At 71.2% G+C, this 15,565-nt stretch carries 13 protein-coding genes; 7 read left to right on the top strand and 6 right to left on the bottom strand.

All coding sequences use genetic code 11. The features are described from left to right. Window positions 1–9 precede the first annotated feature (9 nt). Genes atzF through ACIHIX_RS20455 form a run of 4 tightly spaced genes read right to left on the bottom strand, consistent with a single transcriptional unit; the run spans window position 10 to window position 6,611 of the window. A complete protein-coding gene (gene atzF / locus ACIHIX_RS20440) occupies window positions 10–1,650 on the bottom strand; it encodes an allophanate hydrolase (RefSeq protein ID WP_399957913.1) in 1,641 nt (546 codons plus the stop codon). A gap of 10 nt (window positions 1,651–1,660) precedes the next feature. Continuing rightward, window positions 1,661–5,161: a 5-oxoprolinase/urea amidolyase family protein gene (locus ACIHIX_RS20445; protein WP_399957916.1), complete on the bottom strand. Its 3,501-nt coding sequence runs from the start codon at window positions 5,159–5,161 to the stop codon at window positions 1,661–1,663. Continuing rightward, entirely contained in the window at window positions 5,158–5,790 is a 633-nt protein-coding gene (locus tag ACIHIX_RS20450; RefSeq protein WP_399957919.1) for an urea amidolyase associated protein UAAP2, read from the bottom strand. The genes ACIHIX_RS20445 and ACIHIX_RS20450 overlap by 4 nt, the downstream gene beginning before the upstream one ends. Next, complete coding sequence (locus ACIHIX_RS20455; protein WP_399957922.1) at window positions 5,787–6,611, bottom strand: urea amidolyase associated protein UAAP1; 825 nt, start codon at window positions 6,609–6,611, stop codon at window positions 5,787–5,789. Before ACIHIX_RS20455 ends, ACIHIX_RS20450 begins: the two co-directional genes overlap by 4 nt. A 158-nt stretch (window positions 6,612–6,769) precedes the next feature. Here ACIHIX_RS20455 and ACIHIX_RS20460 point away from each other — a divergent pair, with 158 nt between their 5' ends. The 6 genes from ACIHIX_RS20460 to ACIHIX_RS20485 all read left to right on the top strand — a co-directional run bounded on the left by ACIHIX_RS20460 (window position 6,770) and on the right by ACIHIX_RS20485 (window position 12,212). After that, the gene (locus ACIHIX_RS20460) at window positions 6,770–7,396 is read left to right on the top strand and encodes a TetR/AcrR family transcriptional regulator (RefSeq protein WP_399957925.1); all 627 of its coding nucleotides are present in this window, start codon (window positions 6,770–6,772) and stop codon (window positions 7,394–7,396) included. A gap of 270 nt (window positions 7,397–7,666) precedes the next feature. Beyond that, window positions 7,667–9,250 carry a sensor histidine kinase gene (locus ACIHIX_RS20465; RefSeq protein WP_399957928.1) on the top strand — a complete coding sequence of 528 codons (1,584 nt, stop codon included), beginning with the start codon at window positions 7,667–7,669 and terminating at the stop codon, window positions 9,248–9,250. Then, window positions 9,247–9,654, top strand: a complete 408-nt coding sequence (locus ACIHIX_RS20470; RefSeq protein WP_059196512.1) for a roadblock/LC7 domain-containing protein — start codon at window positions 9,247–9,249, stop codon at window positions 9,652–9,654. The genes ACIHIX_RS20465 and ACIHIX_RS20470 overlap by 4 nt, the downstream gene beginning before the upstream one ends. Next, window positions 9,651–10,058 carry a DUF742 domain-containing protein gene (locus ACIHIX_RS20475; RefSeq protein ID WP_399957931.1) on the top strand — a complete coding sequence of 136 codons (408 nt, stop codon included), beginning with the start codon at window positions 9,651–9,653 and terminating at the stop codon, window positions 10,056–10,058. The genes ACIHIX_RS20470 and ACIHIX_RS20475 overlap by 4 nt, the downstream gene beginning before the upstream one ends. Then, window positions 10,039–10,659, top strand: coding sequence for a GTP-binding protein (locus tag ACIHIX_RS20480; protein WP_399957934.1), 621 nt, complete (start codon window positions 10,039–10,041; stop codon window positions 10,657–10,659). Before ACIHIX_RS20475 ends, ACIHIX_RS20480 begins: the two co-directional genes overlap by 20 nt. 74 nt (window positions 10,660–10,733) lie before the next feature. Next, entirely contained in the window at window positions 10,734–12,212 is a 1,479-nt protein-coding gene (locus tag ACIHIX_RS20485) for a cytochrome P450 (RefSeq protein WP_399957938.1), read from the top strand. Here the strand turns inward: ACIHIX_RS20485 and ACIHIX_RS20490 are convergent. Continuing rightward, the gene (locus ACIHIX_RS20490; RefSeq protein ID WP_399957941.1) at window positions 12,206–13,153 is read right to left on the bottom strand and encodes a pseudouridine synthase; all 948 of its coding nucleotides are present in this window, start codon (window positions 13,151–13,153) and stop codon (window positions 12,206–12,208) included. The genes ACIHIX_RS20485 and ACIHIX_RS20490 overlap by 7 nt on opposite strands. Before the next feature lie 19 nt (window positions 13,154–13,172). Next, window positions 13,173–14,723 carry an amino acid permease gene (locus tag ACIHIX_RS20495; protein ID WP_399957943.1) on the bottom strand — a complete coding sequence of 517 codons (1,551 nt, stop codon included), beginning with the start codon at window positions 14,721–14,723 and terminating at the stop codon, window positions 13,173–13,175. A 225-nt stretch (window positions 14,724–14,948) separates the two neighbouring features. Between ACIHIX_RS20495 and ACIHIX_RS20500 the strand changes: the two genes are divergently transcribed. Continuing rightward, window positions 14,949–15,542: a PadR family transcriptional regulator gene (locus ACIHIX_RS20500; RefSeq protein ID WP_399957946.1), complete on the top strand. Its 594-nt coding sequence runs from the start codon at window positions 14,949–14,951 to the stop codon at window positions 15,540–15,542. Window positions 15,543–15,565: the final 23 nt, after the last annotated feature.

A 15,565-nucleotide genomic window follows, 5' to 3' on the forward strand; every position in this document is an offset into this window, starting at 1 on the left:
CTAGGCTCGTCATCTGCCCGTGTGCTTCAGGTAGTTCCGCCAGCTGCCGTGTGCCGTGATGTCCTCGGCATCGCGTAGGGCAGTGGGTTCGCAGAGGAAGCCTGGGACCCGGCTGCCGTCCGCCAGTTCCACGCTGCCCAGGGTCATCGGGCGGGGGAGTGCGGACAGGAGGCGGCCCAGGCCCTCTGCCGGGAGGCGCCAGATCTCTGTCTCGATCGGCGCTCCTTCCTTGCCCACGTGCACCAGGCCCGGCTTCGGTGGGGTCGTCCGCAAGGCGTGCAGGCGGTAGGCCGGGGCCGTTGTGGTCGTGCGTTCCAAGCGGGCGCCCAGCGACAGGAGCTGGGGGTTCAGGGGCTGGCCCGACAAGTGGGCGCCCACCACCGCAAGTCGGGTCCGCGGCTGGAGCAGGGCCGCGATCCTCGTCAGGCGTTCGTCCGTGAACGCCGGGCCGATCAGCATCACGCCGAACGGGAGGCCGTTCACCTCGCCCGCCGGTGCCGCCACCGCCGCCAGGTCGAAGAGGTTCGTCGAGTTGGTGAAGCGGCCCAGGCGGGCGTTGGTGGCGAGGGGATCGGCGGCCACTTCGGCCAGGGTGGGGTGACCCGGGGTCGTGGGAAGCAACAGGGCGTCCGCGTCCGAGAGTTCCGCCAGGGCTCGGGTGCGCAGGGCGGACAGGCGGTCCAGGTCGGCGTAGAGCTGGTGGGCCGGGATGTCGCGGGCCCGGGTGATGATGCCGGCGACGGTCGGGTCCAGGCCCTCACCTCCCTCCGCCAGCAACTTGTCGACAAAGCTCCCCACCGCTGTGTAGCGCTCGGCCACGAACGCGCCCTCGTAGAGCATCGCGGCCGCCTCGGTGAACGGGGTGAGGTCGAGGGGCTGGATCTCGACGCCCGTGGATGCCAGCTGCGCCACCGCCGCCTCGTAGGCCTCCGCCCAGCCCTCGTCCAGTTCGCCCAGCTGGTCGAGGGACGGGACCGCTGTCCGCCAGGGGCCGGGTGGCCGGCCGGGGACGGGCGGTGGGGTGGCCGTCGTCATGTGGGACAGGGCCTGCTCCGCCTCCGCGAGGGTGCGGGCGAAGACCGTCACGCAGTCCAGGGAGGCGCAGGCCGGGACCACTCCGGCCGTCGGGACCAGGCCCCGGGTGGGTTTGAGGCCGACGATGCCGTTGAACGCGGCCGGTACCCGGCCCGAGCCCGCCGTGTCGGTGCCCAGGGCGAAGTCGACCAGACCGAGGGCCACCGCGACCGCCGAGCCCGAGCTGGAGCCGCCGCTGACGCGGGACGGATCATGGGCGCCCCGGACGGCGCCGTTCGGGGAGCGGGTGCCCACCAGGCCGGTCGCGAACTGGTCCAGGTTCGTGGTGCCCAGCACGATCGCGCCGGCCGCGCGCAGGCGGGCGACCACGGGAGCGTCCGCCTCGGGATGGTAGGCGTACGCCGGGCAGCCCGCGGTCGTCGGCAGGCCCGCCACGTCGATGTTGCCCTTGGCGGCGAACAGACGCCCGGCCAGCGGGAGGCCCTCGCGGGCGTCGACGGCACGGGCCTCGGCCTCGACCTCCTCCTGCGGGCGCAGGTCGATCCAGATCTCCGGTCGGTCCACGGCCTCGATACGGGCGTAGGCGGCGCGGACGCGGGTGAGAGCGTCGGTCATGGGGTTCCTCTCAGTTCGCGGGCGCGAGGACCAGCAGTGCCGTCCCCGCCTCCACCTGGTCGCCCGGTCTGGCCAGGATCTCCGCCACCACGCCGTCGACCGGCGCGTGCACCCTGGACTCCATCTTCATCGCCTCCAGTGCGAGCAGCGGCTGTCCGGCCGTCACCTCGTCACCGGGTGCGACGTTCAACTGCCATACGGAGGCGGCGAACTCGGCCTCGATCAGGCTTCCTCCCGCGGGGACCGTCACCTCGGCCGGGGGAGCCGGTACGGCCGCCGTCTCCGCCCTGGTGAACTCGCCGGCGGCCTCCCACGCGTCGCGCTCCGCGGTGAACGCCGACTGCTGCCGCGCCTTGAACTCCCCTATGGACGCGGCGTTCTCGGCGAGGAAGCCCTGGTACTCGGCGAGCGAGAAGGTGCCCTCCTCGATACGGGGCACGAAGCGGCCCGAGGCGATGTCGGCCCGCAGGTCGAGGAGTTCGTCCGGGCCGACCGGGTACCACTTGATCCGGTCGAAGAAGCGCAGCAGCCAAGGGGCCCCCGGCTCGAACGCGCCGCGTTGCTGCCACCCCGACCACACCTGGGTCGTGCGGCCCACGAACTGGTATCCGCCGGGCCCCTCCATGCCGTAGACGCAGAGGTAGGCGCCGCCGATGCCGACGGAGTTCTCGGCGGTCCAGGTGCGGGCCGGGTTGTACTTGGTGGTCACCAGGCGGTGGCGGGGGTCGAGGGGGGTGGCGACGGGGGCGCCCAGGTACACGTCTCCCAGGCCCAGGACGAGGTATTCGGCGGCGAAGACCGTGTCGTACACGTCGTTCACGGACGCCAGGCCGTTGACCCGGCGGATGAACTCGATGTTCCAGGGGCACCAGGGCGCGTCGTCGCGGACGCCCGCCATGTAGCGGGCGATCGCCTCGCGGGTCGCCGGGTCGTCCCAGGACAGGGGGAGGTGGACGGTGCGGGAGGGGACGACGAGCTCGTCCGTGGGCGGGAGACCTGCGGTGATCTCGCGTACGGCGGCCAGGAGTCGGGGTGGGGAGAGACGGGTCGGGTCCGTCTGGATCTGGAGGGAGCGGATGCCCGGGGTGAGGTCCGTGATGCCCTCGGGGCCGTCCGCGGCCACCGCTTCCATCAGGGCGTGGACGCGCATGCGCAGCGCCAGGTCGAGTTGCATGGGGCCGAATTCGACGAGCAGGTTGTCGTCGCCGCTGCGGCGGTACGTCACGTCCCCGTCGCGGGCGAGGATGCCGCCGTCCACGATCTCCGGGCGGGGGGAGCCGTCCACGGTCACGGGAGTGAAGCGCACGGTGTCCCCCGGGCGCAGCTGGCCCAGCTTCCAGCGCTCGGTGCTCAGGACCGTCGCCGGGCACACGAAGCCGCCGAGGGACGGTCCGTCGGGGCCGAGCAGTACCGGCATGTCGCCGGTGTAGTCGACGGCGCCGACCGAGTAGGGGGTGTCGTGGATGTTGGACGGGTGCAGGCCCGCCTCGCCGCCGTCGGTGCGGGCCCAGCGGGGCTTGGGGCCGACGAGACGGACGCCGGTGCGGGCCGAGTTGAAGTGCACCTTCCAGTCGGCCGCGTAGAAGTCGCGGATGTCGTCCTCGGTGAAGAACTCCGGTGCCGCGTGCGGGCCTTCGACGGCGCCGATGTGCCAGGTCGAGCCGTAGGAGGGGCGGTCGGTGACCGGGGTTCCGGTGGTCCGGGTTCCGCCGTGCAGGACGTCACCGGTGCGCAGGGCCCTGCCGCCGTGGCCGCCGAAGCGGCCGAGGGTGAAGGTGCTCGCGCTGCCGAGGAAGGCAGGGACGTCGAGGCCGCCGGCGACGAGGACGTAGGTGCGCAGGCCGTGTTCCCGAGGGGCACCGATGGAGAGCGTCGCGCGCGCGGGCACCGTCACCGGTTCCCATTGCGGGACCGGGACACCGTCCACGGTGACCTCGGCCGGGGCGCCGGTGACACAGACGGTGGTGGGGTGGGTGAACCTCAACGAGGGGCCCTGGAGGGTGCATTCGAGGCCGGGGGCGCCTTCGTGGTTGCCGAGCGCCTGGTTGCCGAGTCGGAAGGCGCGGTCGTCCATCGGGCCGCACGGAGGGACGCCGACCTGCCAGTAGCCGGTGCGGCCGGGCCAGTCCTGCACGGTGGTGAGGGTCCCGCCGGAGACGACCTCGATGCGGGGGGTGGGGTCGGCGATGCTCGCCAGGGTCGCGGTCGAGTGCGTCGCCTGGGTGAAGCGCGGGTCCGCGAGGGCGGCGCGGACCAGGCCGAGGTTGGTCTCGATGCCGTCGACACGGGTGCGGGCCAGCGCCTCGTCGAGCCGGCGCAGTGCGTGCGCGCGGTCCGAGCCGTACGCGATGACCTTCGCGAGCATCGGGTCGTACGACGTCGTCACCTCGGTGCCGGTCTCCACCCAGCCGTCGACGCGGACGCCGGGCGGGAACTCGACCCGTGTCAACAGGCCCGCGCTGGGCCGGTGTTCGCGAGAGGGGTCCTCGGCGTAGACGCGGGCCTCGACGGCGTGCCCGCGCGGTGGGCCGGGGGCGCGGACGACGTCCCTCTCACCGCGGGCCAGACGCAGCATCCAGGCGACGAGGTCGACGCCGTAGATCTCCTCGGTGACCGGATGCTCCACCTGGAGACGGGTGTTGACCTCCAGGAAGTACGCCTCCTCGCGCGCGGCGTCGTAGACGAACTCGACGGTCCCGGCGGATCGGTAGCCGACGGAGGCACACAAGTCGCGTGCGGAGTCGCTGAGTTGTCGGCGCACGTGGTCCGGGAGTCCGGGGGCCGGTGCCTCCTCCAGGACCTTCTGGTTGCGGCGTTGCAGGGAGCAGTCGCGGTCGCCGAAGGTGACGACCCGGCCCGTGCCGTCGCCGAAGACCTGTACCTCGACATGGCGGGCGTGCTCGACCAGGCGCTCCAGGAAGACGCCCGCCGAGGAGAAGGAGGCGGCGGCGACGCGCTGCACCCGCTCCCAGGCGTCGGTGAGTTCGGCGGCGGAGCGGCAGGCCGACATGCCGATGCCGCCGCCCCCGCCGGTCGCCTTGAGCATGACGGGGTAGCCGATCGCGGACGCCTGTGCGCGCGCCTCCTCCAGGGAGGCCAGCAGGCCCGTCCCCGGCGCCAGTGGCACCCCCGCGGTCTCGGCCGCCGCCCGCGCGGTGTGCTTGGCGCCGAACAGCTCCAGCTGCTCCGGCGTCGGGCCCACGAACACGATCCCGGCGGCCTCGCAGCGGCGCGCGAACTCGGCGTCCTCGGACAGGAAGCCGTACCCGGGGTGGATGGCCCCCGCCCCGGAGTCCTTGGCGGCCTTCAGGACCAGGTCGGCGTCGAGGTAGGACTCCTTCGCGGGCGCCGGGCCGAGTCGAACCGCTTCGTCGGCAAGTCGGACGTGGGGTGCCGAGCGGTCGGGATCGGAGTACACGGCGACCGTGCGCAGGCCCAACTCCCGTGCCGTACGGATGATCCGTACCGCTATCTCGCCCCGGTTCGCGACCAGCAGCGTGTCGAAGCTCATTCGGCGGCCCCGATCGTCATTTCCACCGCGGTCGGCTCGAAGCCGTTGCAGGGGTTGTTGATCTGAGGGCAGTTGGAGACGAGGACGAGGACGTCGCGGTCGGCGCGCAGGGTGAGGGAGAGACCCGGCGCCGAGATGCCGTCCACGATGCCGAGGGTGCCGTCCTTCTCGACGGGCACGTTCATGTACCAGTTGATGTTGGAGACCAGGTCCCGCTTGCCCAGACCGTAACGGGCGCCCTCGGCGAGGAAGTTGTCCACGCAGGCGTGCTGCGACCAGGTGTGGTGGCCGTAGCGGAGGGTGTTCGACTCCTTGGAGCAGGCGCCGCCGACCGTGTCGTGGCGGCCTACGTCGTCGGCGACGACCGTCATCAGCGGTGTGTGCTCGTTGGACATCAGCACGCTGCCCGTGGTGAGGAAGATGCCGCCCTGGGCGTGGATGGTGTCGGGCGCGCTGTAGCGGACGGACGTGTCGTGGGCGTCGTAGACGAGGAAGTCGACGGCCTGGTTGCCGTGCAGATCGGTGAGGGTGAGCGTCTCGCCGGAACGCAGGACGGCGGACCAGGCGGCGCGAGCGGGAACGACGGCCTTCACGGGACCGACGGCCTTCGCGGGAATCACGGACGTCATGCGAGCCCCCTCGCGGCGAGGAATTCGGCGGTGTTCAGGAAGGCGCGGCGGCCCTCGGGCGTGGCCTCCCAGAGCGGGTCGCCGGGTGCGGTGGGTCCGGCGCGCCAGGCGAGGACCTCCAGCGGGGTGCTGACGTAGTCGGGGCGCGGGTCGGCCGGGTGCGGGACGTTGGCGATCAGCACGGTGACGTCCTGCTCGGTGCGCAGGGTGACGTGGGCGCCCGCTCCGGCCGAGCCGGTGAAGTCCAGGGCGCCGTCCTCGCGGACCTCCACGCCCTGGAAGAAGGAGAGCGAGGGCGGCAGATCACGGGGCTCGAGACCGTTCTTGGCCGCCGCCAGCTTGAACAGCTCGCGTCCGGCGGGGGAGGGGGACTGCGGGGTGCCGTCGCCGTACCGCTCGGTGTTGCGTACGAGGCCGGAGGTGCCGCACAGCGTGTCGTGCCGGCCGGAGGTGTCGGCGACGACGGTCGCGAGGACGCGGCCCTGGTCGGACAGGAGCAGCCGGCCCTCGCCGAGGTAGGCGTTCCACTGCACCTTCACCGTGTCGGCGACGTTCAGCCGCTCCCAGGGGCGGTCCGCCGCGTACAGCAGAAGGTGGGCGCAGGCGTCGCCGCGCAGGTCGGTCAGGCGCAGCTCGGTGCCGCGGGCGAGGAGGCGGTGGGTGTAGTTGCCGCCCGCGACCGTCTCGGCCCACACCAGATGGCCCGCCTCGCAGGGGGGATCCGGCCAGTCGGCGGCCGGTACCACCGGCATGGTCTCGGTGCGCGTGCCCTGCTGGGCGCGGGCGTGATCGCGCGCTCCGTATGTGGTCGCTGTGGCCATCGCGGGACCTCCGGCTCCGGTCTATTTCTGTCGTGCGACAGAAATTAGGGGCGGGGTGGTTCGCTCGGGTTGCCCGGGTGTTGCGGGGCGGTTACCGAGGGCTCACCCCCCGGTCGGCCCGAGATCACCGGGCGGCGCCCTGTGCGAGGATCGAACCCATGGGAGCGACAGGTGGGCGACGGGTCGGCAGGCCGCGCGCCGCGCAGCGGCCGGACAGCGGCCTTGAGCCGCGCGACGAACTCCTCGCCGCCGCCGCGGAGTTGTTCACCACCCGTGGCTACGCGGCCACCACCACCCGGGCCGTCGCCGAGCGCGCGGGTATGCGCCAGGCCTCCATGTACCACTACGTCTCCGGCAAGGAGGAACTGCTCGCCCAGCTCCTGGAGTCCACGGTCACCCCGTCCCTGGCGTACGCGCGTGAGCTCCTCGCCGACGACGCGACACCGGCCGGGGACCGGCTGTGGGAGCTGTGCCGCGCCGACGTCGAGGTGCTGTGCGGTGGCCCGCACAATCTGGGCGGCCTGTATCTGCTGCCCGAGGTGCGCGCCGAGAGGTTCGCCGGGTTCCACGCCGTGCGCGCCGAACTCAAGGACGCCTACCGTCAGTTGCTCGCCGCGACCGTGGCCGGGGGCGCGCTCGCCAAGAGCGAGCTGGATCTGCGCACCGACCTGGTCTTCGGGCTGATCGAAGGCGTCATCCTCGTCCACCGCTCCGACCCCGAGCGCCCGGTGTCGGTGTTCGCGGAGGCGACGGCCGATGCCGCCCTGCGTATCGCCGGGGTCTGAATCTCCCTACGGGAAGCGGCTCTTCACTCGTCACGGTGAGTGGTTTTCGCATGTCTGTTCACGGTGACACACCGTGTGCGAATGGCGGCTCAGCGTGTAAATGGAGCTGAGAGTACTCCTGTCGCGAGGTGCGTTTCAGGCGCTTGCCGAATATGACACGGCGATGATCCGGTCGGACTAAGCTCGCCCGCAGCGCACCGAGTTGAGATGTATTCGGGCGCTTGTTCCCCAAATATGCGCCTCCCAGCCGATATGTTTCAGAGGGCCTACATGGTGAGTGTTCAATCCCCACCCGGACGCCGTGAACTTCCCTACGCGCGCGTGCTGTTGCTGCCCGCGATACTGATGGCCGCGGCGACCGGAGCCGCAGCCGCCGCAGTGTCGGAGCCCGCCCGCACAGCCGTCGGCTGGTGCGGCGGCGTCGCCATGCTCCTGGTGCTCGCGGCGGCGGCCGAAGCGGTACGTCGCGGCCGGGCCCTGCGTGACCTGCGGGACGAGCACGCTCGTCACACCGCGTATCTGGAACGCCGGGTCGCCTCCCACGAGGGCGAGATGCTCCGCTTCGCCAAGGAGATCGCGCCCGCCGCGATCCACCGGTTGCGATCCGGAAATTCGCCCGGTGAGGTGATTCGCCGCATCGGCGACATCGACCCCTCCTACCGCGAACTCCCCGAGTCGCAGCTGATGGTGCTCAAGACGGTCCTCGACATCATCGACCGCGAGGAAGCCCTGCGCGACTCCGCCCAGCGGTCCTTCGTCAGCATCGCCCGCCGCGTCCAGGCCATCGTCCACCAGCAGAACAAGGAACTGCGGGAGATGGAGGAGGACCACGGCCGCAACCCCGAGGTCTTCGACGACCTCCTGCGCATCGACCACGGCACCGCGCTGATCGGCCGCCTCGCCGACTCCATCTCCGTGCTCGGCGGCGGCCGCCCAGGCCGCCAGTGGCCCGACCCCGTCCCGCTCTACAGCGTGCTGCGCGGCGGCATGTCCCGCATCCTCGAGTACCGCCGCATCAAGCTGGACTCCATCGCCCAGGTCAACATCCGCGGCATCTCCGTCGAGCCGGTCATCCACGCGGTCGCGGAACTCCTGGACAACGCCACCCGCTACTCGCCGCCGCAGACCAAGGTCCACGTCACCGCGACCGAGGTGCAGACCGGCGTCGCCGTCGAGATCGAGGACGCCGGCGTCAGCTTCAGCGAGGAGGCCCGCAACAAGGCCGAAGGCATGCTGGAGCGGGCCCAGGCCGGCGTCGACCTCCAGGACCTCGGCGACTCCCCGCGCCTGGGCCTGGCCGTCGTAGGGCGCCTGTGCTCGCAGTACGACATGCAGGTCTCGCTGCGCAGTTCGGCGTACGGCGGTGTCCGCGCCGTCCTCGTCGTGCCGCGCGAGATGATGACCAGCGAGCCCGCCCCCGGACTCGCCCACGGCATCGGCGCCGGCGCCGTGCCGAAGACCGAAGGTGCGCTCGAGGGTCCCAAGCGCGCACCCAAGAGGCGCCGCCCCACCAGCCCCCGCATCCCGGCCACCATGTCCATGGAGGACGAGGTCCCCGAGGTGACCGAATGGACCGCGGGCGGGCTGCCGCAGCGCCGCAGTCGGGTCAAGATCCCGCTCAGCCAGCGGCTCGCCGAACAGGCCGCCGCCGAGAAGGCCGAGCGGGAGGGCAAGCCGTCCATCTGGTCGACGCCCGCCCCCGCCCCCGTGCCGGAGCAGAAGGAACCCGAACCCGGCCTGTGGGTCGAGGCGTTCTGGAACGGACTCAAGGGCGACCCGGACCCGACCGCACTCACCCAGCAGACCACCGAGCCGGCCCGCATCGAGGCCGACGACGAGAGGGACCACAAGTGATCCAGCAGCGCGCCAACTTCGACTGGATGCTCAAGGATCTCGCCGATGGCGTACCGGGCATCGAGATGATCGTGGTGCTCTCCGCCGACGGACTGCGCATCGCCCGCCACGGCGGCGACCCGGACGCGGCCGACCGGGTCGCCGCGGCCTGCGCGGGGCTCCAGAGCCTGGCCGGAGCCGTCGCCCACGAGATCCCGGGCAGCGACGGCCGGATGAAGATGGTCCTCATCGAGATCAACGGCGGCTACTTCTATCTGATGGCCGCGGGTCCCAACGCGTACCTCGCGGTCCTGTCCGACGTGGTCGCCGAACCAGGACTGATGAGCAACAGAATGCGCGACCTGGTCGTCCGGATCGGGGCCCATCTGACCAGTCCGCCCAGGCGCAACGGCCAGACCGTATGACTCCTCCGCAACGCCAGCGGCGATACCCCAGTCCCGAAGTCGTCGAACCGGTCCCCAAGCCCGAGGGGGAGGGCGGCGGAAAGCGCCCTCCGGAACGCCTGTACGTGGTCGCCGGACCGGACGGCGAGCGCGCCGACCTCGACCTCGTCACGTTAATCGTGGCGCGCGCCGACCCACCGCCCTCCGCGACGCCCGAGCAGACGGCGATGCTCCGGCTCACCACGGCACCCCTCTCGGTGGCCGAGCTCTCGGCCTATCTCAACCTGCCGTTCAGCGTGGTGACCGTGCTGCTCACCGAGATGCTGACGGCCGAACTGGTGCAGGCGCGCTCCCCGATCGTCCGGCAGGCGCTCCCCGACCGTTCCCTTCTCGAAGCGGTGATGCATGGACTTCAAAGGCTCTGACACCATCCCCGGACCACGCACGGAGGATCATCTGCCGCACACGGCCCAGGCCGCGGTGAAGATCGTGATCGTGGGCGGCTTCGGAGTCGGCAAGACGACGATGGTCGGCTCGGTCAGTGAGATCCGGCCGCTGACCACCGAGGAGACCATGACGCAGGCCGGGATCGGGGTCGACGACAACTTCGGCTCCGACACCAAGACGGCCACCACCGTCGCCATGGACTTCGGCCGGATCAGCATCACCGACCAGCTCGTGCTGTACCTGTTCGGCACCCCGGGCCAGGAACGCTTCTGGTTCCTGTGGAACGGCCTGTTCGAAGGCGCGCTCGGCGCGGTGGTCCTCGTGGACACCCGCCGCCTCGAAGTCAGCTTCGACGTCATAGGACGGCTGGAGGAGCGCGGAGTGCCCTTCGTCGTCGCCGTCAACAGCTTCCCGGACGGGCCGCGTTACCCCGTCGCGGACCTGCGCAGCGCGCTCGACCTGGCCCCGGAGATCCCCATCGTGGAGTGCGACGCGCGCCGCCGCGCGTCCAGCCGCGATGTGCTGATGACCCTGATGCGTTTCCTGCACTCGCTCGCGATGACGGGCGCGCTCACCTGACGTCCTGAACTTTGCCGGGCGCCGCCACCCGACCTCAACTCACCTGCAACCGGATCCACTTCGGAGCGATCACTGTGACGCCTGAATCCCACTCCCTGACCGGTGCCGGCCCCGTGGCCGGCCCGCCCCCCGGCTGCCCCGCCCACGGCCGCGGCCCCGGAGGACTGCACCGGCTGTACGGCCCCGAGGCGGAGGACCTCGAAGGGCTCTACGAGCAACTCCGCCAGGACCACGGCCCGGTGGCGCCCGTGCTGCTCCACGACGACGTGCCGATGTGGATCGTCCTCGGCCACGCCGAGAACCTCCATCTGGTGGGCACGCCCTCGCACTTCTGCCGGGACAGCCGCATCTGGACCCCGCAGATCGAGGGCATGGTCAAGCCCGACCACCCGATGATGCCGCACATCGCCTGGGCGCCCATCTGCTCCTACGCCGAGGGCGACGAGCACCTGCGGCTGCGCGGCGCGGTCACCGGCGCCATGTCGACCATCGACTACCGCTCCATCCGCCGCCACATCAACCGTTACACCCAGCGCCTGGTGAACGACTTCTGCGAGAGCGGCGAGGCCGATCTCATGAGCCAGTTCGCCGAGCATCTGCCGATGGCCATCCTGTGCGAGATCCTCGGCATGCCGGACGAGTACAACGACCGGCTCGTCCAGGCCACCCGCGACCTCCTCAAGGGCACCGAGACGGCCAACGCCAGCCAGGGGTACGTCATGGGCGTCCTCCAGCGGCTCGCCGAACGCCGCCGCAGGGAGCCCCACGACGACTTCGCCAGCCACCTCGTGCTGCACCCGGCGAAGCTCACCGACGACGAGGTCACCACCCACCTCTGGCTCGTCCTCATGGCCGCCTACGAGGCCACGGTCAACCTCATCGGCAACGTCATCCGCATGGTCCTCACCGATCCGGGCTTCCGCGCCCAGCTGAACGGCGGCCAGATGACGGTGCAGGAAGCGGTCGAGCAGTCCCTGTGGGACGAGCCGCCGTTCAGCACCGTCTTCGCCTACTACGCCAAGCAGGACACCGAGCTGGGCGGCCAGCGCATCCGCAAGGGGGACGGCCTGCTGTTCGGCATCGCGCCGGGCAACGTCGACCCCCGGGTCCGCCCCGACCTCAACGCCGGTATGCAGGGCAACCGTTCCCACCTCGCCTTCGGCGGCGGTCCGCACGAGTGTCCCGGACAGGACATCGCCCGTGGCATCGCGGACACCGGTGTCGACGCGCTGCTGATGCGGTTGCCGGACGTCCAACTCGACTGCGAGGAGGACGAGTTGGAGTGGCGTCAGTCGATCTCCTCGCGGCATCTGGTGGAACTGCCGGTCCGGTTCGCGCCCAAGCCGCAGCAGGACATCATGCAGAAGCCGGGCCACGCTCCGGTGCCGCAGCAGCGGCCCGCCTGGCAGCTCGGCACGGAGCCGACGGCACCGGAGACACCGGCGGTGGTGGAACCCCAGCCGGCCGCCGCGCCGCCGCAGCCGCCCACGCCCGAACCCGTCCGGCCGATGGGTGCCTGGCGGCGGTTCCTGCGCTGGTGGCGGGGCTACTGACCGGCCCAGTCGGCGTACGAGGACCAGGCCTCCAACACTCCGGTGCTGCGGAACCGGTGTTCCGTCCCCGTGACCGGGTCGGTGAACTCCAGTGAGCGTGCGAGAAGTTGCAGCGGTCGCCGGAAGTCACCGGCCGGCACGGCGTCCGTCACCACGGGATACAGCGGATCACCGAGCAGGGGCAGACCCAGCGCGTTCATATGGACCCGCAGCTGATGGGTCTGCCCGGTGGCCGGCAGCAGCCGGTACCGGCCGAGTCCGTCGCGGTGGTCGATGAGTTCGACGCCGCTGACGGCATTGGGCTCGCCCTCCACCTCGTAGGCGGCCAGCACCCCGCGTTCCTTCACGATCCGGCTGCGCACGGTCCGGGGCAGGGCGAGCGTCGGGTCGTACGGTGCGATCGCCTCGTACTCCTTGCGCACCCGCCGCCTGGCGAACAGCGTCTGGTACGCGCCCCGTTCCTCGGGGCGCACCGTGAACAGCACGAGTCCGGCGGTGAGCCGGTCGAGGCGGTGGGCGGCGCCCAGCGCCGGGATGTCCAGGTCCCGGCGCAGTCGGGCGAGCGCGGTCTCGGTGACATGGCTGCCGCGCGGAGTGGTGGCCAGGAAGTGCGGCTTGTCGGCGACGACGATGTGCTCGTCCCGGTACACGACCCCGAGCGGGAACGGCACCGGCACCTCGGGCGGCAGCTCCCGGTGGAACCACACGTACAGGCCGGGGACGTACTCCGCGTCGGGCGCCACCGCCCGTCCGTCCGCGGCGACGACCTGCCCCGCCGTGAACATCCCGTCGACGACCCCGGCCTCCGCCCCGCTGAGCCGCTGCACGAGGTACTCCCGGACCGTGCCCCACGGTCCGTCCGGGGGCAGCCGGACCCGCACCGGGTCCACCCCCTCACGCTGGGGGAGGGGAGCGGGCGGGATCCGGTTCTTGCGTCTCATCACCGGCCAGGGTAGATCGTCAGGCCGGGGCGACGGCCTCCACGGGGAGCGTCGACCGGGCCTTGCGGACCCGGTAGGCCACACCCGCCGCGACGGTGACGACGAGGAACAGCACCGTGAACCACTGGAAGTACCAGTGGCCGCCCGCCGGGTCGTACACCGCGGCTCGGGGCCAGGCCAGGTTGACGGCCATGAGGAGGCCGTAGACGAGGGCGAGGGCGTTGACCGGGACACCCCAGCGGCCGAGGGAGAAGAGCGGCGCGCCCGTCTCGTCGGTGCCGTCCGTGCCGTCGGTGGTGAAGCGGCCGCGCAGCCGGGCGACGAGGAGCGGGCCGGTGACCATCGCGTACGCCAGGTACAGCATCACGATGCAGGTGGTGCCGATGGCCAGGAACGCCTCCGGGGAGGCGAAGTTCAGCAGGAGCAGGGCCGCTGCGAGGACACCCACGACGAGGGCGGGCGCGGTCGGCATGCCGGTGCGGGGGTTGACCCGGGCGAGCCGGGCCGAGAAGGGCAGTTGCCGGTCGCGGGCCATGGAGAACAGCATCCGGCAGGCCGCCGTCTGGATCGCGAGGGTCGCCACCGCGATCGCCACCACCACGTCGGCCAGCAGCACCTTGCCCACGCCGTCGCCCAGGCTGCTGGTGAGGACGTAGCTCAGCCCGTCGACCGCGAGGCGCCCGTCCGTGAGGCTGGGCGCCGCCAGCAGGCCGCCCAGCACGATCAGCCCGCCGAGCAGCCCCGCCGCGCCCAGCGCGGTGAGGATCGTCCGGGGCGCGGTACGGCGGGGACGGTGCGTCTCCTCACTCATCTCGCCCGCGCTGTCGAAGCCGATCATCACGTACGCGGCCGTGAACGAACCCACCAGCAGCGCCCCCAGCAGTCCGCTCTGTGCGGCGCCCTCGGTGTGGAAGGTGATGCCCGGAGTGCGCTCGGAGTGGGTGAGCAGCAGGACGACGATCAGTACCGCGCCGATGATCTCGGCGGTCACGCCGACCCGGTTGATCACGGACATCACGCGGTTGTCCAGGACGTTCACCAGGGTCGTCAGCGCCAGCAGGACCACCCCGAGCAGCGCCGCGTTGGCCGCGCCGTCCGCCGAGGTCGGTGCCGGGTCGGTGCCGACCAGTTGGAAGCCGGACCAGATGGCGGGCAGCACCATCTGGAGCGCCAGGGCCGCCGCGGCGACCACCACGATCTGTCCGATCACCATGATCCAGCCGGCGAACCAGCCGAAGGTGAGGTTCGAGAGGCGGGACGACCACTGGTAGATCGCGCCGGAGATCGGATAGCGCGCCGCCAGTTCGGCGAAGCAGGCGGCGACCATCAGCTGGCCGAGCAGGACCGCGGGCCAGGCCCAGAAGAAGACGGGTCCGCCGAACGCGTACCCGAAGGCGAAGAACTGGAAGACCGTCGTCAGGACGGAGATGAAGGAGAACCCGGCCGCGAACGAGGCGTACCGGCCGAGGCTGCGGTGCAGCTCCTGGCGGTAGCCGAACGCGGTGAGGGAGCGGTCGTCGGGGGAGTGCGGTGGATCGGGGCGGACGTCGGACGGGGTGGTGGTCGTCACGGAGGCACCTGCCTTCGACGTGGAATTCCTGTCAGGCGACAGAAATTAAGGAGGGGCTGTTTCGCCCCGATGACGCGGCCATGTCGAAGGCGGTCCCAAGTCCTCACGCCCTTGCGCGGCCCGCCGAAACGCGATACATCGTGTCCATTGACGGGTGGCTTCAGATCGCGATATGTTCGGCTACGGATATTCGTACACGGGTGGGCAGCGAGGTGAGCCGGACTCATGCGACGACGTAAGCTCCGCAACCCCCTGGCGCTCGCCGTGCTGGCGACGCTGTGGCAGAAGCCCATGCACCCCTACGAGATCGCCCAGACCCTGCGCCGCCAGGGCAAGGACTCCAGTACGAAGATCAACTACGGCTCGCTCTACACCGTCGTGCAGAGCCTTGAGAAGCACGGCTTCGTCGAGGTCACGGACGTGGAGCGACAGGGCAACCGCCCCGAGCGCACGGTCTACGGCATCACCGCCGCCGGCCGCCAGGAGACCACCGAGTGGATGTCGGACCTGGTCGCCTACCCGGCCAAGGAGTACCCGATCTTCGAGACCGCGCTCTCACTGCTAGGTGTGCTGCACCCCGACGACGTGGTGACGCTGCTGGAGGAACGGCTCGACGCCCTGCTGGTCCAGGCGGCGAGCAGCCGCGGCGCGCTGGAGAAGCTGTACGAGACGCTGCCCCGGCTCTTCCTCGTGGAGAACGAGTACCAGCTCCACATGGTGGAGGCGGAGGCGGCGTGGGTGCGTGGCTTTCTCGACGAGATCAAGGCGGGCGCACTGCCCGGCATCGAGGAGTGGAAGGCCCTGCACGAGAAAACGTGACCTGAAGCAGAACAAGAACAGGC

It is taken from the genome of Streptomyces sp. NPDC051913 (assembly GCF_044593635.1).
Classification (GTDB): domain Bacteria; phylum Actinomycetota; class Actinomycetes; order Streptomycetales; family Streptomycetaceae; genus Streptomyces.